The 21,052-nt window shown below is 66.6% G+C and carries 19 protein-coding genes and 1 pseudogene; 8 read left to right on the forward strand and 12 right to left on the reverse strand.

Annotated elements, in window-relative coordinates:
* Positions 1-4: 4 nt before the first annotated feature.
* The 4 genes from CVA01_RS12940 to CVA01_RS12955 all read right to left on the reverse strand — a co-directional run bounded on the left by CVA01_RS12940 (position 5) and on the right by CVA01_RS12955 (position 5,090).
* The gene (locus CVA01_RS12940) at positions 5-691 is read right to left on the reverse strand and encodes a hypothetical protein (RefSeq protein WP_014009594.1); all 687 of its coding nucleotides are present in this window, start codon (positions 689-691) and stop codon (positions 5-7) included.
* Positions 692-804: 113 nt separating this feature from the next.
* On the reverse strand, positions 805-2,628 hold the full coding sequence (locus CVA01_RS12945; RefSeq protein ID WP_141331258.1) for an AMP-dependent synthetase/ligase: 1,824 nt from the start codon (positions 2,626-2,628) through the stop codon (positions 805-807).
* Between the two features lie 194 nt (positions 2,629-2,822).
* A complete protein-coding gene (locus CVA01_RS12950; RefSeq protein WP_014009592.1) occupies positions 2,823-3,017 on the reverse strand; it encodes a hypothetical protein in 195 nt (64 codons plus the stop codon).
* Between the two features lie 24 nt (positions 3,018-3,041).
* Positions 3,042-5,090: a M3 family metallopeptidase gene (locus tag CVA01_RS12955; RefSeq protein ID WP_141331260.1), complete on the reverse strand. Its 2,049-nt coding sequence runs from the start codon at positions 5,088-5,090 to the stop codon at positions 3,042-3,044.
* A 36-nt stretch (positions 5,091-5,126) separates the two neighbouring features.
* Here CVA01_RS12955 and CVA01_RS12960 point away from each other — a divergent pair, with 36 nt between their 5' ends.
* Complete coding sequence (locus CVA01_RS12960) at positions 5,127-6,506, forward strand: carboxylesterase family protein (protein WP_244938308.1); 1,380 nt, start codon at positions 5,127-5,129, stop codon at positions 6,504-6,506.
* On the opposite strand, the gene CVA01_RS12965 is transcribed toward CVA01_RS12960, so the two are convergent.
* Positions 6,503-7,963 carry an HNH endonuclease signature motif containing protein gene (locus CVA01_RS12965; protein WP_141331264.1) on the reverse strand — a complete coding sequence of 487 codons (1,461 nt, stop codon included), beginning with the start codon at positions 7,961-7,963 and terminating at the stop codon, positions 6,503-6,505. The two genes, CVA01_RS12960 and CVA01_RS12965, sit on opposite strands and share 4 nt — an antisense overlap.
* Before the next feature lie 192 nt (positions 7,964-8,155).
* On the opposite strand from CVA01_RS12965, the gene CVA01_RS12970 reads away from it, so the two are divergent.
* The gene (locus CVA01_RS12970) at positions 8,156-9,361 is read left to right on the forward strand and encodes a MalY/PatB family protein (protein WP_141331266.1); all 1,206 of its coding nucleotides are present in this window, start codon (positions 8,156-8,158) and stop codon (positions 9,359-9,361) included.
* Positions 9,358-11,283, forward strand: a complete 1,926-nt coding sequence (locus tag CVA01_RS12975) for an ABC transporter ATP-binding protein (RefSeq protein ID WP_244938309.1) — start codon at positions 9,358-9,360, stop codon at positions 11,281-11,283. The genes CVA01_RS12970 and CVA01_RS12975 overlap by 4 nt, the downstream gene beginning before the upstream one ends.
* A gap of 6 nt (positions 11,284-11,289) precedes the next feature.
* Here CVA01_RS12975 and CVA01_RS12980 read toward each other — a convergent pair whose 3' ends face one another.
* The 4 genes from CVA01_RS12980 to CVA01_RS12995 all read right to left on the reverse strand — a co-directional run bounded on the left by CVA01_RS12980 (position 11,290) and on the right by CVA01_RS12995 (position 15,369).
* On the reverse strand, positions 11,290-11,499 hold the full coding sequence (locus CVA01_RS12980) for a CsbD family protein (protein WP_141331268.1): 210 nt from the start codon (positions 11,497-11,499) through the stop codon (positions 11,290-11,292).
* A 112-nt stretch (positions 11,500-11,611) separates the two neighbouring features.
* Entirely contained in the window at positions 11,612-12,469 is an 858-nt protein-coding gene (locus CVA01_RS12985) for a 3-hydroxybutyryl-CoA dehydrogenase (RefSeq protein WP_141331270.1), read from the reverse strand.
* 78 nt (positions 12,470-12,547) lie between these two features.
* Positions 12,548-14,347, reverse strand: coding sequence for a BCCT family transporter (locus tag CVA01_RS12990; protein WP_141331272.1), 1,800 nt, complete (start codon positions 14,345-14,347; stop codon positions 12,548-12,550).
* A gap of 275 nt (positions 14,348-14,622) precedes the next feature.
* The gene (locus tag CVA01_RS12995; protein ID WP_141331275.1) at positions 14,623-15,369 is read right to left on the reverse strand and encodes a chymotrypsin family serine protease; all 747 of its coding nucleotides are present in this window, start codon (positions 15,367-15,369) and stop codon (positions 14,623-14,625) included.
* Between the two features lie 64 nt (positions 15,370-15,433).
* Between CVA01_RS12995 and CVA01_RS13000 the strand changes: the two genes are divergently transcribed.
* Positions 15,434-15,862, forward strand: coding sequence for a DUF1990 domain-containing protein (locus tag CVA01_RS13000; RefSeq protein ID WP_170209788.1), 429 nt, complete (start codon positions 15,434-15,436; stop codon positions 15,860-15,862).
* On the opposite strand, the gene CVA01_RS13005 is transcribed toward CVA01_RS13000, so the two are convergent.
* Positions 15,856-16,782: a D-isomer specific 2-hydroxyacid dehydrogenase family protein gene (locus CVA01_RS13005; RefSeq protein ID WP_041629901.1), complete on the reverse strand. Its 927-nt coding sequence runs from the start codon at positions 16,780-16,782 to the stop codon at positions 15,856-15,858. The two genes, CVA01_RS13000 and CVA01_RS13005, sit on opposite strands and share 7 nt — an antisense overlap.
* Positions 16,783-16,801: 19 nt before the next feature.
* Positions 16,802-17,281: a hypothetical protein gene (locus tag CVA01_RS14980; protein ID WP_170209789.1), complete on the reverse strand. Its 480-nt coding sequence runs from the start codon at positions 17,279-17,281 to the stop codon at positions 16,802-16,804.
* Positions 17,282-17,412: 131 nt separating this feature from the next.
* Between CVA01_RS14980 and CVA01_RS13010 the strand changes: the two genes are divergently transcribed.
* Positions 17,413-17,664, forward strand: a complete 252-nt coding sequence (locus tag CVA01_RS13010) for a hypothetical protein (protein ID WP_014009580.1) — start codon at positions 17,413-17,415, stop codon at positions 17,662-17,664.
* On the opposite strand, the gene CVA01_RS13015 is transcribed toward CVA01_RS13010, so the two are convergent.
* On the reverse strand, positions 17,636-18,499 hold the full coding sequence (locus tag CVA01_RS13015; protein WP_014009579.1) for a CoA transferase: 864 nt from the start codon (positions 18,497-18,499) through the stop codon (positions 17,636-17,638). The two genes, CVA01_RS13010 and CVA01_RS13015, sit on opposite strands and share 29 nt — an antisense overlap.
* Positions 18,500-18,539: 40 nt before the next feature.
* Here CVA01_RS13015 and CVA01_RS13020 point away from each other — a divergent pair, with 40 nt between their 5' ends.
* From CVA01_RS13020 to CVA01_RS13030, 3 genes and pseudogenes are all read left to right on the forward strand, one after another.
* The gene (locus CVA01_RS13020) at positions 18,540-19,442 is read left to right on the forward strand and encodes an NADP-dependent oxidoreductase (protein ID WP_170209790.1); all 903 of its coding nucleotides are present in this window, start codon (positions 18,540-18,542) and stop codon (positions 19,440-19,442) included.
* A 39-nt stretch (positions 19,443-19,481) separates the two neighbouring features.
* Positions 19,482-20,399: pseudogene (locus CVA01_RS13025) on the forward strand (3-hydroxyacyl-CoA dehydrogenase); the annotation flags it as partial.
* A 22-nt stretch (positions 20,400-20,421) separates the two neighbouring features.
* Positions 20,422-21,018 carry a TetR/AcrR family transcriptional regulator gene (locus tag CVA01_RS13030; protein WP_141331288.1) on the forward strand — a complete coding sequence of 199 codons (597 nt, stop codon included), beginning with the start codon at positions 20,422-20,424 and terminating at the stop codon, positions 21,016-21,018.
* Positions 21,019-21,052 lie beyond the last annotated feature (34 nt).

Here is a 21,052-nt window from a genome sequence, read left to right on the forward strand (position 1 = left end):
GTACTCACCCGGCCGCTGAACGCCGACGCCGGGCCCGGACCCTGGCCAGGACCCGCTCGACCCGGGCACGTTCGGCGAGGAACTCCGGCGGTGCCTCACCACGCATCTCGGCAACGAGAACGGGATGGTCGCCGACCACCTCACGTTTCCAGGCGGCGACGGTCTCCCGGGTCTGCGTCCACGACCGGGCGAAGGACTGGGGCAGCAGCACACTCTGGTGCTCGACCGCCTCCCCGGTCTGCGCGACAACCCACTCCGCGAGCTCTGTGAGATCGGCGGCAAGTTCGGTGTTCCGCCGGCGCAGCGACATCCGCAGCGTGGCGGTGCTGACCACCGGGCTGGTGGGTACGGCGGCCGGCACGGTCACCGGCGGCGGGTCCTGGTGCGGATGGAGAAAGGAGAGGGTGCGACCCGGGTGGAAGTAGTTCCCTTCAGAGGCCGACAGCGTGCCGGAGTTCACGCCGGAGACGAAGGCCTGGCGCAGACCGTTGATCTCCGCGAGGTACTGCCGCACCTCGCCGCGTCCCTGCTCGACAGCGTCGGAGAGTTCGTGCATGCAGTCGTCGACGAGTCCGGTGTCCCAGTCCGCCATGGACGCCGCGACATTGTCGATGCCTTCCGCGATCTCGTCGCCGATGTCGTAGACCCCCTGGGTGAGATCGCGGAGACGCAGGCGCGCGGCATCGTGCACGTCGGTCTCCTCTCGTCAGGGGGTCTTGCCGGTGTGGAACGTGACAACCATAAGACAGCGGACACCCCGGCACCGGGAGGCGGGGCCGGGGTGGGACGGGTGTGAAAGGTGTGTCAGTGGGAGTTGTAGATCCAGGCGATGTCGTCAGCGAAGTGCTGGGAGACGACGAAGCGCTTGACCTTCATCGACGGGGTCATCTCGCCGTCCTCCTCGGTGAAGTCGCGGGCGCAGATGCGGAACTTCTTTATCCCCTCGGCGTGGGACACGGTCTCGTTCGCCTCGTTGATCGCGTCCTGGATCTCGGCGCGCAGCACCGGGTTCTTCGCCAGCTCGAGGACGCCGGTGTGCTCCGGGACGTTGTTGCGCTTCTTCCAGGCGGGGAGGGCGTCCTCGTCGAGGGTGATGAGGCTGCCGATGAACTTCTGGTCGTCGCCGACGACCATGGCCTGGGAGATCAGCGGCGCAGAACGGAGGATGTCCTCCAACGGCCCCGGGGAGACATTCTTGCCGCCGGCGGTGACGATGATCTCCTTCTTGCGGCCGGTGATCTTGAGGTGACCGGTGGGCAGCAGCGCGCCGAGGTCACCGGATCTGAGGAAGCCGTCCCCGTCGAAGGTGTCCTTCGTGGCCTCCTCGTTGTTCCAGTAGCCGTCGAAGACGACGGTGCCCTTCATGAGGATCTCGCCGTCCTCGGCGATGCGGACGGTGTTGCCCCCGACCGGCTTGCCGACGGTGCCGATGATGTTGTCCGGTTCGAAGTTCACCGCAATAGCCGCGGTAGTCTCGGTCATGCCGTAACCCTCGTAGATCCGGACGCCGATGCCACGGAAGAAGTGCATGAGTTCCGGGTTCAGCGCGGAACCGCCGGAGATGCAGTACTGCAGGGAACCACCCATGGCGGCGCGGACCTTGCCGTAGACGAGCTTGTCGAAGACGGCACGCTTCGCCTTGAGCAACGCACCGGGGCCCTGCTTCGTGTCGAGAGCCTTGGAGTACTCCACGGCGGTCTTCTCGGCGAGCGGGAAGATCTTCGCACCGATGCCGCCACCGTCGACGGCCTTGGACTTCACACCGGCGTGGACCTTCTCGAAGACGCGGGGGACGCCGAGGATGAGGTGCGGCTGAGCACGGGCGAACTCCGGGACCAGGGTGGCCATCTCGGACCAGTGGGACTGGGTCGCGCCACCGAGGGTCGAGGCCAGGGACACGGCACGGGAGAGGACGTGCGCCAGCGGCAGGAAGGTCAACGCACGGTTGCCCTCGACGGCGATGCCGCCGATGGGGTGGGTGAGGATGGCACGTGCCTCACCGAGCCAGTTGGAGTGCAGCAGGCGACAGCCCTTGGGCCGACCGGTGGTCCCGGAGGTGTACACCAGCGAGGCGACATCGGAGGACTTCGTCGCGGCGATACGGGCCTCGACCTCGTCGTCGGAGATGTCCTTACCCTCGGCGGTGAGGGTCTCGACGGCACCGTCGGTGATCGACAACACCCGGTCCAGGTGCGCACCCTCGGCAGGGGCGGTCGCGTGGACGAAGGTGTTCAGGCGGGTGGCGTGCCCGGACTTCTCGGCGATTCCGATGACGGCACCGGAATCCTCGACGATCCACTCGCACTGGGAGGTGGAGGAGGAGGGGTAGACCGGCACGGAGACGGCACCGGCGGCCATGATGGCGAAGTCGAAGAGGTTCCACTCGTAGCGGGTGTCCGACATGAGGACGACGCGGTCCCCCTGGCCGACACCGTTGGCGATGAGACCCTTGGCCACGTCGTACACCTCGCGGAGGAACTCGTCGGCGCGGACGTCGACCCACTCGAATTTCCGGGGCCGGCTGTACAGGACCGTCTGCGGGCGACGACGGGTGTTCTCCCGCAGCACGGTCAGACAGGTCTCGTTCTCACCGATCGTGTACAAGGCCTCCGAGGAGTACTCCTGCATGTCTCTCCTTACATTCAGTGTCTGAGTGTGGCTCGTGACACATTATTAATCCAACGACATGTGAACTTACCGGTCGGACACCGGTCGCGGGCAAAAACGCCGAATCCGGAATCAGAAAAATGCAGTTGCCGCCCAAACTATTACAAGGAAAATAATAAGGAGAACAAGAGCTTGCCGCACCCGTGAATGATGTTTCACTGCGCGTCACCTCCTCCCTTCTTTTCCCCGAACACCTCTCGCTCGGATTCGTCCCGTGGCAGCACACGGAACAGGACCCACAGCAGAGCCGTGGCAACCGCCACCGCCGCCAGGGCCAACGCGGCCAGGACCAGCGGAGTCTGGAACCACACCGGCAGGCCGACCACCCACTGCTCGAATCCGTCCGTCACCCGGCTGATACTACCCGGTCGGGATCAGGAACCGGCCAGCCCCCGACGGCGCAGCAGCGGCTCCACACTGCGCTGCTGACCACGGAACATCCAGAAGGCGTCGTCGTAGTCGATCGTCGCTCCCCGGGACAGGATCATCCGACGGAACCGGTCTCCGGCGAAGCGGACATCATCGGCGTCCGGGTGCTGTGTCCCCGCTGCATCCGTGTCGACGAAACCCTGGAAACCGTCGGCGTCGAGCACCTCCGCCCACAGGTAGCTCCAGTAGTCCGCGGAGTAACCGCCCGCGAAGATGTGGTTGAAATACGTCGACGAATAGCGGGGGGCCAGTCCCGGTACGGCGAGCCCGGAGTCCTCCAGTGCCTGCCGTTCGAACGCCGCCACATCGGTGACCTGCTCCGCCTGCGCGGTGGTCAGCCGGTGCCAGGCCAGATCGACCCGGCAGGCCGCGAGGTACTCCGTCGTCGCGAAGCCCTGCCCCCACCGCGCCTCGGCGGTCACCGCGGCAACGAGGTCCGGCGGCAGCTGCTCACCGGTCTCCACGTGCCGCGCGTAGTTCGCCAGAACCTCCGGCTCCAGGGCCCAGTTCTCGTTGATCTGACTGGGGAACTCCACGAAATCCCGCGGGACATTCGTGCCCGACAGGCTCGGGTACCGCACATCGGAGAGCAGCCCGTGCAGCCCGTGGCCGAATTCATGGAACAGGGTGGTGACCTCGTCCAGGCTGAGCAGCGCCTCCTCCCCTTCCGCCGGCTTGGCGATGTTGAGTACGTTGACCACGACCGGGGACTGCCCGATGAGGTTGTTCTGGTCGACGAAGCTGCTCATCCACGCTCCGCCGCGCTTCGTGGACCGGGCGAAGAGGTCCGTGAGCAGCAGGCCGATCGCCGTGCCGTCCGCGTCAGTCACCTCCCAGACCTGCACGTCAGGGTGGTAGCCGACGAGATCGGTCCGCAGCGTCACCCGGATGCCGTAGAGCCGTTCCGCGGCGAAGAAGACACCGTCGCGCAGCACGCGCGTGAGTGGGAAGTACTTCTTCAGCTCAGTGGTGTCCACTGCCAGATCCTCGGCGCGGAGCTTCCCCGCCCAGTACGGCCAGTCCGACTCCCCCAGGTCTTCGGCAACCACACCGTTGACGTGTGCGAGATCCAGGGCACGCTTGTACTCGCCGTGGGCGTTGTCCACCGCGGCGGGAGTGACAGTCTCCAGTAGCTCGTCGACAGCCGCGACGGTGCGCGCGGTCTCCTCTGCGGCGACGAAGTCCGCATGACTCCCGAATCCGAGCAGCTCCGCGCGTCGTGCCCGCAACCGGGCTGTCTCCAGCACGATGTCGCTGTTGTTTCCGGCACCGCGCGCACGCGATGCCTCGGAGACCTCACGGCGCAGGTCGGCGTCCGCCAGATCCTCAAGGATCGGCTGCACGCTGGGCAGACCGAGGCGGATCAACCAGCCGTCCTCACCTTCGGACGCCGCGTCCTCCCGGAGCTGGGCCTTCCTCGCCGCGCTGAGTCCGGCGAGCCGCTGCTCGTCGGTGACGAGTACAGCGTGGTCGGCGGTGGAGGTCATGAGGTTGCGGCCGAAACTGGTGGACAGTTCGGCGAGCCGGGTGTCGATACCGGAAAGTTCCTCACGTCCGGCGTCGTCGAGGTCCGCGCCGCCGCGGCGGAAGGTCCGCAGCCAGTGCGCCAGCAGGGCCTCGTTCTCACTGCCCTCCGGCTGCGCGGGCATGGCCTGCACGCGCGCGTAGAGGTCCCGGTTGAGCAGGATGCGGGTCCAGTGCGCGGAGAGCTCCGGAGCGACGGTCTCCTCGACGGCGACGACCTCGTCGGTGGCGTCCGTACCGGCGTAGTTGAAGATGATCGCCAGGACGCGCTGCAGCATCTGGCCGGACAACTCGAGAGCGTCCATCGTGTTCTCCCAGCTAGGAGCGTCAGCGAGGGCGGTGATCGCGGCGATCTCCGCGTCATGGTCATCAAGCGCGGTCCGGAAGGTGGGGACCAGGTCGGCGACGTCGATCGCGGCGAAATCAGGGAGTTCATGGTCAAGCGCGGAGGGTTCGAGCAGCGGATTCATGCCCCCAGCGTAACCGGGGGCCTTACAGTGGTCGCCATGGCGCAGCCCCGTTTCCCTCTGTTCACCACTCCGTACGGCCCCGTGTCCGGGTCATCGCGTGACGGGGTGGCCGTGTTCCGCGCCGTGCCGGTGGCGCACACCCACCATTTCGGGGAGCCGGAGCCGCCGCAACCGTGGAAGGAAATGCTGTCCTGCGCGGACACCCACGAGCGCCGTGAGCTACGGCTTCCCACGACCGTCTCCGTGTACGCCCCGGAGGACGCCTCGCCGGACGATCATCTGCCGGTGATCGCGTGGATCCACGGTGGACGCTACGAGGAGGGCCACGGCGACGACGGCTGGTACGACGGCACCACTCTCGCCGCGTCCGGCTGCGTCGTCGTGACACTGAACTACCGCATGTGTCTGGAGGGCTTCCTGCCGCTCGACGAAGACGAGCCCGGGTCCTTCCGCGGCGTCGATGACCTGGTCCATCAGCTGCAGTGGATCCAGGACGCCGTGTCGCAGGTCGGCGGGGATGTCGCGAATGTCACCCTCGTCGGACAGTCCGCCGGTGGTGGTCTGGTGATGAAACTGCTCACCGACCGGCGGGCGGACGACCTGTTCCACCGCGCGATGGTCCTCTCCCCCGGTCTGCCCCGGATTCTTCCGCGGATCGGCTGGTCGGCGCGCCGTACGGTGGCACGCCTGAGCCTGGGATCGCGGTTGACGCGGGAAAAGGTGAGCCGACTGAGTACGGCACGGTGCACGCGGGCGTACCGGAGGATGGCGCTGATCTATTCCTCGGACTGTGCGCTCGGGCCGGGACCCGTGGACCTCGACAGGCTGAGGGAGGTGCCGCTCATCGTCTCGACGATGGAGGATGAGTTCATCCGCTTCCCCGGGGTGAGAAAACTCGACCGGGTGGTGGCGCGGGCGGGTCTGCCGTCGTGGGTGATGGTGCCGGGGATGCGTCTGCTCGGGGTACCGCGGCGGATGCTGGCGGGGTGGTGCCGGTATGTCGATGATGACCGCCCGATGGGCCGGACCGTCGGCGACACGATGATCCGCCGCTGGGCCTCGACGCTGCTGGAGACGATGCCCGGTGACCGGGTGTGGTCGTGCGAGTTCCGTGGCGGGACGTGGCGGGGTTCGCGCGTGGACGCACAACACTGCGGCGAACTCCCGATGCTCTTCGGGACGCTGGATGTGGGGCGCAGGCTGGTGGAGTCCACCTGTGGTCCGGACGCACAGGAGCGGCTCGCCGGCCCCGGTGCACACTTCCGCGCCTCGGTGCTGTCTTTCGCCCGTGGTGTAGAGCCAGGGTGGGAACCGTTCGGCGATCAGCGGACGTCGCGGGTATTCAGCCTCCTCGGTGATGCTGGCGGTGAAGACCGGGATGTCTACCGGTCGATCCGGACAATGCTGCCGGCCTAGAAAGGAATGTCGCGGACGCCTCGTTTTCCGTCGTAGGTGCGGGCGAGGGTCAGGGCCATGCTGGTGATCGCCTTCCATGTCTGCCGGGCTTCTTCATGTTCGGCCCGAGCGGCGACCCTTCTCGCCAGGGACTCGTCGAAGGTGGTGATCGCCCTGCCCATCGGGCCGGTCGGCACCGTGGTGACGGTATGCCCGTCATCGATGCTGGTGACCGAGGTGGTGCCGTCGGGATGCCGGGTGTAGTCCAGCAGGCCTCGGGTCTTGGCGTTGTGGCAGCCCCGGCACAGGGACTGCATCTTCTCGGTGTCGGTGCGATCGGTGTCCTGGTTGTCGGGGTGGTCACTGTCGAACCGGTGGACGTGGTCGGCGTCGGCGGTGGCGGCGGGGTTCTCACACCCCGGCGCCCGGCAGGTGCCGTCAATACCGGCGAGCAGGGCGCGCTGGTTGTCGGTGATGAACCGGGAATCATGGGCGGAGTGCGACGGCACGGTCAGGTGGGTGACCCGTCGGATCCACCGTTCCTCGGCGATCCCGGCCAGCCACCGGTTTTCCAGGTAGGTCTGCCCGGTGTCGATGTTGCGGTAACAGTTCAGTGTCACCTGCACGTCCCCGACGGCCCCGTGGCACAGTTCGGTGAACGCGGTGGCCCGCGAGCAGTCGTGGGCGTCGGCGACGGCGTCGACGATGCGGGTGACGCCGGTGCCTTCGTCGGCGGGGACGGCGATGTGGAAGACGGTGTAGTCGTCGTTGCGGGTGTCGATGCTGAAGTCAGTCTGCAGTGCCGGTGGTGGCACGTCCTGGTCGTCGGGGTCGACCGGTAGGGCGGTGGGTTGACAGGTGCCGACAATGGCGGTGACACTCCGGCGCAGGATCACGGGCCCGGGGATGACCTGGTCGGGTCGGGTGGGGGTGAGCAGGGCGGCGATGCCGGTGTCGACGGCATCCAGGTAGGTGGCGGCGACACAGCAGGTCACGTCGGCGATGATGCGCAGCAGGTCGAGGCTGAACGCGCCGCCGGCTACGGCGTCGGCGGTGGCGGGCAGGCGGGTGAGCATCGTGCCGATCTCGCAGTAGGTCAGTGCTTTACCGCGGGTGATGCCCAGGCGGCGGGCGATGGTGGCGGTGGTGCGGCGGATCTCGTCGGTCCCGTCGGGGGTCACGGCGGCGGCCAGGGACAGGTCGAGCAGGTTCGCCGTGGTTTTCGCCGTGGACAGTGGGTCGGGGTTGGTCAGGATCGCCCAGCCGGCGGGTGCGTCGGGGTCCTGGCGGTGGTCGGGGGTGGGGCGGTGTGTGGTCAGTTCGCCGTCGGGGTCGGCGATGTAGTTGAGGGTCAGGTCGAGGAGTGCGCCCTCGCCGAGGTCGATGTCGGTGGTGATCTGGTCGAACAGGGCGTTGAATGCCATCTCCTGGATGGCGTGGCGTTTGGTGGTGGTGACGGTAGTGGTGACGGTGGTCATGGTGTCCCCCTGGGGAGCATGAGCAGAGCGTGGATGGTGTGGTGGAGAGAGGTGCGGTGAGGTGTCGGGCGTCTGCTGCCGATAATACATCGAAGTCGGAAACAATACAAGTGTTCGTACGAACAAATTTTCTGGTACCGTCGTCGATACCCGCTCCTCTCCCCCGCCCCCACTGCACATAGACTGGTCAACATGGCTCTCACCTTCCCTTCCCTGGACACCCTCCGCACCCGTGGCACGATGAAATGGACAAAGTACGACCCCGACGTCCTGCCCTTGTGGGTCGCCGAAACCGACTTCGAGACCTGCCCTGCCGTCGCCGCGGCCGTGAAGGACGCTGTCGACCGTGAGTACTTCGGCTATCCGGAGATGGGTGCGGCGTCCCGCGAGCTCGCCGAGGCGCTGGCGTCCTTCTCCCGGGCTCGCCACGGCTGGACGATCGACCCCGCAAACGTCACCTACTGCCCCGACGTCGTCAAGGGCGTCATGGTGGCGATCGAGGCACTCACAGAGGAGGGATCGACCATCGTCATCCCAATGCCCGCCTATCCCCCGTTCCAGAAAGTGCCGCAGGCCACCCGCCGGCCGGCCGTGTACGTCCCGATGGGCGGGAACGGTTTCGACCTCGAGGCACTTGAGCAGGCCTTCTCCTCGGAATCCAACCCGCACGGTGTCGGCTCGATGATCCTGTGCAACCCCTTCAACCCGCTCGGCCGTGCGTTCACCGCCGAGGAACTGAGCGCAGTCGTCGATCTCGCCGCCACCCACCACGTGCGCGTCATCTCCGACGAGATCCACGCCCCGCTGGTCTACTCCGGCAACCACGTCCCCACCGCCACCGTCTCGGAGACCGCCGCAGCGAACACCGTCACGGTCACCGCCACCTCCAAGGGCTGGAACACCGCCGGCCTGAAGTGCGCACAGATCATCGCGTCGAATGCGGAGGACGCCAAGATCATCGGCCGACTGTCCAACCTGCTCACCGGTGAAGCCTCCACCATCGGCCTGAAGGCGGCGACCGCCGCCTACACCGAGGGGTACGACTGGCTCGTCGAGGAGGTCGACCACCTGGCGGCCAACTGGGCCCACCTGGAGAAGCGGCTGCCCGAGGTCCTCCCCGGCATCCGGCTGCCACAGCAGGAGGCGACGTTCCTCGCCTGGCTGGACCTCTCCGGGGTCGACCGGCTGCGCGACGGGGACGGCACCGTCACCCGTCCGGCCGAGAGACTGCGGACGCTGGCCAAGGTCGCCTTCAACGAGGGCACCGACTTCAGCCCGGTCGGGGCAGGGCACGCTCGGTTGAACTTCGGGACATCAAGGGCCATTCTCGACGAAGCACTTGACCGCATCGCCGCCGCCGACCTCCGTGGCGGCGAGCCCGTCCCCGGAGACCTGTGAACAGTCTGACCCGAATACTCCGCTCGACCCGCCAGCTGTGGCCGTACTACGTCATGATCATCGTGGCGTCCACGGCAACCGCACTGCTGAATCTGGCGGCACCCTTCCTCATCAAGGCGGCGACCGACGTCATCGTCGACGCCATCAACGGCCTGCGTGATGTCGATGACGCCGCCACCGTCGTCATCTTCATCGCGCTGGCACTGTTCGCCGCCGAGCTGGCCTACACCGTCGTGCACAATATCGGCGGCTGGTTCGGCGACGTCATGGCGCTGAAGATGCGCCAGCTGCTGTCCGACCGGTACTTCGCCAAACTGCTGTCCCTGCCGCAGTCCTACTTCGACAAGCAGGTCACCGGCACCGTCATCTCACGGCTCGACCGCTCCATCCTGGGCCTCACCCAGTTCATCCAGAGCTTCGCGAACAACTTCTTCTCGATGATGCTCACCGTGATCCTCGTGCTGGCGGTGACCTCCTGGTACTACTGGCCGCTCACCCTGCTGCTCCTCATCGTCTTCCCGCTGTACCTGTGGCTCACCGCCCTGACCAGTAAGCGCTGGATGGTGTGGGAGAAGGACAAGAACCACCACATCGACACCGCCCAGGGTCGCTTCGCCGAGGTCATCGGCCAGGTCAAGGTCGTGAAATCCTTCGTCACCGAACGTCGCGAACTCCGCGGATTCCAGGAGCATTTCGCCGAAACTGTCGACCTGACGAAGTCACAGTCACGCTGGTGGCACCTTATGGACGCCATCCGCACCGGCGGCATGAACCTCATCTTCCTGGCCATCTACCTGGTGCTGTTCATCCGTACCCTGCACGGGCACTTCAGTCTCGGCGACATGGTCCTGCTCGTCCAGCTGGTCGCCACCATCCGTGGCCCCGCGTCCATGATGAGTTGGATGGTCGATTCGGCGCAGAAGGCCGCCGGCGGATCCCGCGACTACTTCGCCGCGATGGACGAGATCCCCGAGCCCACCGCCGACGCCGCCCTGCTGGACGCCGCGTCCCCGCACGGTGCCGCCCTCGTCGAGCCCCTGCCGGCCATCGAGCCTCTTCCCGCGACGTCACCGGACGCCTCGGTCATCGACTTTGACAAGGTGTCTTTCGGCTACGATTCGGACGCCCCGGAGGATGAGGTCATCCACAAGATGTCGTTCACCGCCCACCACAACGAGAAGGTCGCACTGGTCGGCGAGTCCGGTGGCGGAAAGTCCACCCTGGTCAACCTGCTGCTCGGGTTGTACCGGCCGACCGCCGGTACCCTGCGTATCAACGGTCATGACAGCGAGGACCTCACTGCCGCACAGCTGCGCAGCATGGTCGGCGTGGTCTTCCAGGAGCCGTCGCTGTTCTCCGGCACCATCCGCGAGAACATCGCCTACGGACGCCCCGATGCCTCCGAGGAGGAGATCCTCGACGTCGCCCGACGGGCCAACGCCGACGTCTTCATCAGCAGGTTCAGCGGCGGCTACGACACGGTCATCGGCGAGCGTGGCCTCCGACTGTCCGGCGGGCAGAAGCAGCGCATCGCCGTCGCCCGCGCGATGCTGAAGGACGCCCCCATCCTCGTCCTCGACGAGGCGACCTCTGCCCTCGACACCCGCGCCGAGCAGGCAGTCCAGGCAGGTCTGGAGGAACTGATGGTGGGACGCACCACGCTGGTCATCGCCCACCGCCTGTCGACTATCGCCACGGTGGACACGATCGTCACCCTCGACGGCGGGCATGTCGGGGAGATCGGCTCCCCTGCCGAACTGGCGACCTCCGGTGGCATCTACGCGGAACTGCTGCGACTGACCGCCAGCACCTCGGCCGCAGACCGGAAGCGACTGCGCAGCTTCGGTTTCCATGACGGAACCCCCGTCGACGACGAGGAGGAACCTGTCGTCGACGGGGGTCCGGCGAAAGCCGCGGACTAGTCGGGGCTAGTCGTCCTTGCCGCTGCCGATGATCTTGTTGGCGGCGTCGGTGGACTTGTCCTTGAGCTCCTCGCCCTTCTGCTTGGCATCGGACTTGACCTGGTCGGCCTTGCCTTCGTCCTTGAGGGACTCGTTGTCGGAGGCGTTACCGAGAGCCTCCTTGGCCTTACCAGCCAGACCCTCGGCCTTGTTCTTCAGATCGTCGATTCCGGACATGCTGACCAACTCCTTGGGTTCGGGGATGTACCCTTCCAGTTGTACCGGAGAAAATCGCGGCCTGCATCGGATTCCGGGGTCGGAACAGAAGTGAACGGGGCCAACTTCTGGACTAGGCGCTGTAGTCGTAGAAACCCTTGCCGGACTTGCGGCCGAGCTGACCGGCCTGCACCATACGGCGCAGCAGCGGCGGGCAGGCGTAGGACGGGTCGCCGTACTCCTCGTGCATGACGTCGGCGATGAAGGCGCAGGTGTCCAGGCCGACCATGTCGGCGAGGGTCAGCGGGCCCATCGGGTGGGATGCACCGAGCTTCATACCGGTGTCGATGTCCTCCTTGGTGGCCACACCCTGCTCGACCATGCGGATGGCGGAGAGCAGGTAGGGCACCAGGAGGAAGTTGACGATGAAGCCGGAACGGTCCTTGGCTAGGATGGCGGTCTTGCCGAGCACCTCGGCGGCGTAGGTACGGGCGGTCTCGACCGTCTCCCCGGTGGTGGTGAGGGCCGGGATGACCTCCACGAGCTTGAGGACCGGCACCGGGTTGAAGAAGTGCAGGCCGATGACGCGGCCCGGGTTCTCGGTGGCCGAGGCGATGGTCTGGATCGGCAGCGAGGAGGTGTTGGAGCACAGCGGGGCGGTCTTGTCCGTCACGATGGCGTCGAGCTTGGCGAAGACGTCCTTCTTGATGTCCTCGTTCTCGATGATCGCCTCCATGACCAGCTCACGGTCGGCGAAGTCCTCGAGGTCGGTGGTGAAGGTGAGGCGTCCGAGGGCGGCGTCCCGGTCCTCCTCGGAGAGCTTGCCGCGCTCGACAGCCTTGGCGAGGGACTTCTCGATCTTGGCCTTGCCGAAGTCCAGGAACTCCTGCTTGGCCTCCCACACCAGGACGTCGCTGCCGGACTTGGCGGCCACCTCGGCGATGCCGCCGCCCATCTGGCCGGCTCCGATGACACCTACACGCTGAACCATGTTGTTCTCCTTGTCGCAAGACGGATTGTTATATCTGCATAGTGTAACCGGGGTCACTGCTCCCCGTGACATCAGACTCTAACGGAGGTCCTCGTAGTCCTCGGGGTCGGCGTCCTCAACCTCCCCGACCACGCCCAGGTCGCCGGCGACGATGATGTTGCCGGGAACGATGAGGTTGCCGTCGGCGTCGTAGGACGCGGTAGGCAGCTCCTGGCCGGCGTTGTCGTAGCCGGGAGCGGGCTTGCGCTCATTCTCCTCCAGCGCCTCCGGGGTGTGCGTCTTCTCCCACTGCCGCGTCCGCGGTTCGGGACGGGCGTGGTAGTCGGCGTTCATGCCCTTGAGGATCGAGTACATCATCACGAAGAACATGAGGAAGAACGGCAGACCGATGATGATGGACACTTCCTGCAGGGCGTCGATGCCGGCATCCGGTGACATGATGAGGATCGCCGCGGCGACCGCGCCGATGGAGACCGCCCACAGGACGCGCTGCCAGGTCGGGGTCACGTTCTCCTCACCGACGGCGAACATGTCGGTGACCAGGGCTGCGGAGTCGATCGAGGTGACGAAGAAGATTGCCACGATCACCAGGGCGAAACCGCTGACCACCGTCGTCCAGGGCATGGTGTCGAGCAGGATGAACAGTGAGGACGCCGCGTCCCCGTCCTCCACCACGGGCCCGGAGACGCTGCCGGGGTTGTTGCGCTCGGCGTTGATGCCGGCGAACCCGAAGACGGAGAACCAGACGAGAATGAACAGGGCTGGTAGGGCCAGCACACCGCCGACGAACTCGCGGACCGTGCGTCCCTTGGAGATGCGGGCGACGAACATGCCGATGAAGGGCGACCAGCAGATCGTCCAGGCCCAGTAGAAGACGGTCCAGGTGCCCTGCCAGCCTTCGGTGGTGATCTCGTCGGCGTCCGACCAGAACATCAGCCGGGGCAGCCACTCGGCGTAGAGCGAGGCGGTGTCCAGGGTGCCGCGAAGCAGCAGGAGCGTCGGGCCGGCGATGAGGACGAAGACCATGAGGACCACGGCCATGATGATGTTGATATTCGAGAGGTTCTTGATGCCCTTGTCCAGGCCCGCGACGACCGACCAGCAGGACGCCGCGACGATAACCACGATGATCCCCACCAGCAGCAGCGTGGAGCTTTCGATACCGAAGACGGTCCCCAGACCGGACTCGATCTGGAGGACGCCGAGCCCCAGGGACACGGCGATACCGAAGACCGTGCCGATGATGGCGAGGGCGTCGATGAGTTTGCCGGGCCAGGCGTAGATCGCACCGCCGAGGACCGGTGCGAACGCCGAGGAGACGCGCGGCGGCAGGTTGCGCTTGTAGATGAAGTACCCGAGCGCGAGCCCCGGCAGGGCGAAGATCACCCACATGTGGACACCGAAGTGGTACATCGTGAAGCCCATGGCCTGGTTGACGGCCTCGTGGGACATCGGCTCCTCGTTCTGCATGGGCACGTTGACCGCGTGGTTGATCGGCTCGGCCACCCCCCAGAACATCAGGACGCTACCCAGACCACCGGCGAAGAGCATCGCGAACCAGCTCTTGAGCGAGTACTCGGGGCCCTCGCCGTCCGGCCCCAGGCGCATCCGGCCGAAGTGACTGACCGCCAGGACAAGCAGGAAGATCAGCGCGAGCGTGACGCCACCGATGTACATCCAGTTGAGGTTGGTCATCAACCAGTCGGAGATCGTGCCGAAGACGTCACGGGCGCCTTCGCTGAAGAGGATGCACACGGCCACGAAGGCGACGATGAATCCTGCCGAGGTCCACAGGATGAGCGGATCAGGGCCCCTCTTCGCGTCCTTCACCTCCTCCCCCGTGGACGGGGTCGTTCCGGTGTCAGGTGAAGTGGTCACAACGTGTCCGGTTCCTCCGGGTCACCCCGGATGGTAGAGGTCAGGTGAACTGGTGACACCGGAGTCTACATGGACACACAGAACACCCCCGGCACCTGACATGGCCGGGGGTGTTCTGCTGACGTTTCAAGAGGAGAATGCGCAGCTGCCGTATAGAAAGTTCCTTCCGATTCCGTTTCACCCCGTCTCTCTCGGGGACACCACTGAATTTACGACCCGTCCCTGGCAGCTAGCTGGCAGGGCGCTGCAGTGTCGCTATGACATTCTGTACCCTCTCAGGCACCCACGCGGTGCAGGTGGTTCTGCGTTCCGTCGAAGACGTTGAACAGCACCGGAGAGCCGTTCGAGAGGGCGCCGACGACATGGGTCTTACCGTCCGGGCCGAGGACGTAGAGCGGGCTGCCCGAGTCACCGGCGATGGCCGGGATGGCCGCGAAGACCTCCTGGCTGTTCGTGTTGACGGAGATCACCGGACCACAGGTCCGTCCGGTCTTGGCGCCGTCCTTGCAGACGATGCCGCCGACGAGGTTCTGGGTCACCGGGACCGGGGCACCGGTCTCGATGCGCTGACCGGTGAGCAGCGGGTCGAGCAGCGGGATGCCGGTGTCCGCGGTGCTGGAGATGCCGTTGAGGTCCGGGTCGACCGAGTCGTCGAGACGGAACCAGCCGAAGTCGTTGAGGCCGGCATTCGGCTGAAGGTAGTTCGCACCGCCGTCGAGGAGGTGACCGCCGGCGGCGATGTCCTCGGCGTCCGCGAGGAGCTCACCGCTCTCGGTGGTGACCTTGACCGGCTGGCCGCCGAACTCCTCCGGGTCGAGGCAGTGACCGGCGGTGACGCCGTAGACGTCGTCCCCGCTCTTGACGACCGAGTTCAGGGTGCACATACCCTCGGCACCGTTGTCGGCGGCGATGACGATGGGCGCTCCGCCGTGGGTGGTGGTGGCACCGGCGGCTGCCGGGGAAACGGCGGTCGCGGTGAGTGCCAGCGCACCAAGGACAGTGGTTTTACGGAGAAAGCTCATGACTCCGCAGTCTAGACTGTCCTCGCCACAGGAGGTACCGATGCACGGAAAAGCCGGAGTTCACATGTACAGCACATTCAACCACCGTCGCGTCGTCGGACACGGGGAGGACGCCTACGCCCGATGCGTCTCCGCACTGCTGTCAGGACGCGCCCACCGGGCGGCCGGTGCCCCACTCACCGGGCCGTTCACCGTCGGCAGGGTGGTGACCATCCGTCCGCTCGGCCTACGGTCACTCAGCTCACCCTGCCGCATCCTCGTCCGGGAGTCGGGACCGGAGAGCACTCTCCTGGTCTACGGCACACTGCCCGGGCACCTGGAGGAGGGTGAGGAGACCTTCCGGGTGGAGCTGACGGACGCCGACGAGGTGGTCGTCACCGTCTCTGCGTTTTCCCGGCCCGCGCACTGGCTCACCCGACTCGGCGGGCCGGTCGCCCTGGCCGCCCAACGGCTCATGGCGCGCCGGTACGCCACCGCGATCGGACGTCAGTAGGCGGCGTCCACATCGAGCTCGGTGGGCATCCGCTCCCCCGCCAGGAAGGCGCGGTAGTTCTCCACGACCGGGCCCGCGAGCTGGGGGTCCATCGAGGAGACGGTGTTCGCCGAGTGTGTCGTGACGGTGACGTTGTCCATGTCCCACAGCGGGTGGCCGTCCGGCAGCGGCTCCGGATCCGTGACATCCAGCCCCGCCCCGGAGACCTGACCGGAGTTCAAGGCGTCCACCAGGTCATCGGTGACGACGAGCGGACCGCGCGCCACGTTGACCAGCGTCACACCGCGACGGCAGGACGCCAGGGCATCGGCGTCGATGAGACCACGGGTGTCGTCGGTGAGTGGGGCGGAGACGATGATGTGGTCGGCGTCCGGGAGGACCTCCCCCAGCCGGTCGAAGGCGACGGTCTGTCGGGCGCCGTCGACCGGGCGTCCTGAATGGTTGACGGCGATGAACTCCACGCCGAAGGGGGTGAGCATGTCGATGAGGTGGCGCCCGATACCGCCGGCACCGACGATGAGCACCGTGGAGCCGGCCAGCCATCGGGTGCCCTTGTCCACCTCACGCCAGACACTCCAGGTCTTCTGGCGGGCGATGCGGACATGCATGTGCGTCACCGAGAGGAGCAGACCGACTGCAGCTTCCGCGACCTGGCGCCCGTAGATGCCCGAGGCGTTCGACCAGCGGCGGTCACCGGAGGGACCGGCGGTGACGACGCCTGCGTCGAGGAATCCCTCGATCCCCGCCTGACAGAGCTGCACCCACTTCACCCGTTCGGGCAGGTCGGGGAACTTGTCCGGCGACATCGCGACGCAGAGGAAGGCGTCCGCGTCCGCGATGTCGTCGACGATCTCCGCCCCAGCCGCCTCCAGGGCTGCGGCGGTCTCGGGCAGGGGGATGGCTGCGATGTTGATTTTCATGCCACCCCTTTGTACCCGGTCAGTTGTTGAGCCGGTCGTTGAGATCGTTGAGGAAGTTGTCGACATCGTCGCCGAGCTGGTTCCCCCAGTCCTCGAGATCCTCCTGGCTGGGCAACTCACTGGGTAGCTCACTGGGGAGCTGGATTCCGGAGTCGTCATTGCCGGTGTCGTCACCCTCGTCCGGTTCCGGGGCGGGGGCCGGGGTGGTCTCGGGCGCGGTCGTGGTCTCCTCGACCGTGTGCGTCACCGTGGCCCCGGAGGAGTCGTCATCTTCGCGGTTATTGAGCCAGAGGACGAAGAAGAGCAGGGCGATCAGCGCGGCGAGGAGCAGGATCACCGAGATCCACACACCGGTGCTGCTGCGGCGCGGCGTCTGCTGGTACTGAGGCTGGTACTGAGGCTGGTAACCGAACTGCTCCGTCGGTGCGTCCTCCGGCAGACGCCGGTAGTCCGGTGGCTGCGGTCGGTCGCGGTCGGGGTAGTTGTCACGTGAATCCATCGTTCGAGTGTAACCGGCCCCGCAACCCCGAACGGGTATGCGCGTTCTGTTCCCAGGCACCGACCATTTAAGATGGGGCGCGAAGTGACGAGACGTTCCACGACTGCACCGATGAACCAGGAGACGTTCAGATGACCCGCATCAGCCGTACCGCTGCCCTTTCCGCCGCCGCCGTTCTGGCACTGGGGATCACGGCGTGCTCCCCGCCGCACCAGAAGAACAGCGACTCCACCCACGTCACCGACGTCACCCCGGAGTCCGGCTACACCGGTGGCGGCGTCCCGGAGACCTCCGCCAGCGAGTCCGCTGAGGCCACCGGGGCTGAGCTGGAGACCGGTGTCGAGTCCGGCTTCGTCACGACCGAAGAGCCGGTCGCACAGTAGCCAACGGCAGGTCGCGCTCGGCGGCCCACTGTTCCCACGCGTCCTGACCGCGTCGGAGGAACGCCCCCTCCAGGGAGTCACGGTCCATCGGATCGACACCGAGCTCCTCCCCCAGCCGCATGATGAAGTGCGGCTCGATCGCCGCCAGAGCGATCCACCCGTCGTCCGCGGTGCGGTAGATGCCGTAGGTCGGCAGCCCGCCACCCAGCGGCGTCCCCGGACCGCACAGGCCCGACCTCACCGAGGCCGCGGCGTCCTCCACCACCTGCGCCAGCGCAACCTCACGGTAGCCGCCGGTACCGCTGCGGGACGCATGGAACAGCAGCGCCGTGGCGTCCCCCACCACCCGTTCGGCACCGGCCAGGTCGGCAACCGGGATCACCGGCATCATCGGCGGGCTCAGCGTCCCCGCCTCCGCCTGGTAGGTCAGGTCATGGCCGGGGCGGTCGGCATCCGTGTCGGCATGACCGACCACCGCGACCTGACTCAGCCGTGGGTGCCGGGGATGAAGATCTGCCCAGGCCAGCCCCAGTTTCTCCAGGGCGCGGGGACGCGACGAGGTGATCAGCAGATCGGCGTCTTCCAGCAGAGACTCCAACGCCTCACGCCCCGCGGCATCCTTGAGATCGAGCGTCCGCACCTCCTGCCCTTCGGCGAGGAGACGGTAGTAGTCGGGGGACGCGACGGCCAGCGGATCACCCGCCGGCGGTTCGACCTTGGTGACGGTCGCCCCCAGCGTGACCAGACGGTTTGCGGCCACCGGGCCGGGGAGATTCGGTGCGAGGGTGACGACGCGGACGCCGGACAGCGGAGATTCAGCGGTAGAAACAGACACCTGTCTGATCCTAATGACGGCACCGGTTATTCTGGTCCGCATGCGAGTCTTCGGTTTCGGCAGTTACGGCGGACCTGAGGTCGCCGGTTTCCTCGACGTCCCGGCCCCCGACCCCGCCACCGTGCCCGACGGCAGCGTACTCGTCGCGACCACGGTCACCTCGGTGAACCCCGCGGACATCAAGGTCCGTTCCGGGGAGAGGCAGGGCAGTTTCCCGGTGCGTTTCCCCATGGCGATGGGTCGTGAGGCCGCCGGTATCGTGCTCGCGGCTGATCCGGTGACCGGTATCGCCCCGGGCATGGCGGTGTTCGGGAACACCGTCTCCCGTACCGGTTCCTTCGCCGAGAAGGTCTACCTCGACGGCGTCGGAGCCACCCCGGTTCCCGAAGGCGTCACCCCGGCGCAGGCAGCCTGCATCCCGGTGTCCGCCGGAACAGCCTGGGACATACTCAACGAACTGCGCCACGACGGACTGGAGACCGGTGGCACGGTGCTGGTCCTCGGCGCCGGCGGCGGAGTCGGACACTGTGCGGTGCAGCTCGCCCGGGCCCTCGGCATGGAAGTCACCGGTGTGGCCGGCGCGGACAAGCACGACTTCGTCGAGTCGCTCGGTGCGACCCACGTCGCCGCCGGTGACGACTGGATGTCGACGGTGAACGAGATCGGACCGGTGGACGCCGTCATCGACCTCGTCGGTGGTGAAGTCCTCGTCGACGCACTCGGGATGACCGCCGGTCCGGTGCGCAGCGTCGCCGCCCCGTCCGTCGGTGGCGGCGTGACCCGCCGCCGCAGCCGCACCGTGTTCTCCGAACTCGCCGGGCTGATCGCCGACGGAACGTTCACGCCGCACATCTCGGCGTCCTTCCCCTTCCCCCGTGCCGCCGACGCGGTCGCCGCGGTGGAGAACGGGCATGCACTGGGGAAGACCGTCGTCAGGTTCTGACCACCCCCGCCTGAATCCTGATTCACGGGTACTCTCGCGGGCATGAGCGAAATTCAGAATGTCACCGTACTGGGGGCCGGCGTCCTCGGCTCCCAGATCGTCATGCAGGCCGCCTACGCAGGGAAGAAAGTCGTCGCCTACGACATCAAGCAGGAGTTCCTCGACAAGCTCCCCGCCCGTTGGGAGTGGATGCGCGGCCACTACGCCAAAGACCTGTCCGACTTCACCGCCGAGAAGTTCGATGACGCCGTCGGCCGCATCACCACCTCCACCGACATCGCCGAGGCCGTCGGCGATGCAGACGTCGTCATCGAAGCCGTTCCCGAGAACCTCGACCTCAAGAAGGAGGTCTGGGGCAACGTGGGTAAGGCGGTGAAGGACTCGGCCATCCTGCTGACCAACTCCTCCTCGCTGCGTCCCTCCGACTTCGCGGACGCCACCGGGCGCGCCGACCGCTTCCTCGCCCTGCACTTCGCGAACATGGTGTGGCGCTCCAACACCGGTGAGGTCATGGCGACCCCGAAGACCGATCCGGCGGTCTTCGACCGCACCGTGGAGTTCGCCCGCGAGATCAACCTGCAGCCCTTCCCGGTCCACAAGGAGACCCCGGGCTACCTGCTCAACAGCCTGCTCATCCCGTGGCTGGACGCCGCCGGTGATCTCTATGCCAACGAGGTCGCCAACCCGCACGTCATCGACGAGGACTGGAAGGTCTCCACCGGTGCCCCGAAGGGTCCGTTCGAGACCTACGACATCGTCGGGTTCAATGTCGCCGTGAACATCGGCCGTAACCGGCCGGATGCCACGGAGTCCCAGAAGAAGTTCAACAACCTCCTCCAGGAGCGCGGTATCGACCAGGGCAAGGCCGGCCTCGGCGACGGCTGCGGCTTCTACGAGTACGACGGGAACGGCAGGATCGTCCGGCCGAACCCGGACTGGATCATCTACGAGGACTGACCGGCCACTACGATCAGGCACCATGCCCAAGAAAGTCGACCATGACCTGAGACGCCACGAGATCATCGGCTCGGTCTGGCGACTGATCGCCGACGAGGGGATCGACGCGGTGACCACCCGACGCATCGCAGAGGTCACCGGCTACTCCAACGGGTTGCTGCGCTACTACTTCCCCGGCAAGGACTCGGTCATCACCGAGGCCTACCGGTACGTCGTCGAGGCCACCGACATCCGCGCCGCCCTGTCCAGCACCGAGCGGGGGCTCGTCGGACTGCGGACGCTCGCCCTCGAGATCATGCCGCTCGACGATGTCCGACGGGCGGAGGCCCGGGTCGCCCTGGCCTTCTGGCAACGGGCGCTGAACCACTCGGATGAAGCCGCCCTGTTCGCCACGAGTTTCAGTTCCTGGCGGGACTTCTTCACCGCCCGCTTCACGGAGGCGGTGGCCGACGGGGAGGTCGCGGCGGACACGGACACCGCTGCGGCAGTGGATGATCTGCAGAATCTGCTGATGGGGACGCAGATCACCGCAGCTTTCGGCGCGCCGGAGGGGGACGTCGACCGGCTCACCGCACTGCTCGACCGTTTCATTGCCCGTTTTTCTCCGTCCGTACAATAACGTCACCGCGCAGCAACCGGCCAGAAACACGGCG

The sequence above is a fragment of the Corynebacterium variabile genome, assembly GCF_006539825.1.
Taxonomy (GTDB): domain Bacteria; phylum Actinomycetota; class Actinomycetes; order Mycobacteriales; family Mycobacteriaceae; genus Corynebacterium; species Corynebacterium variabile.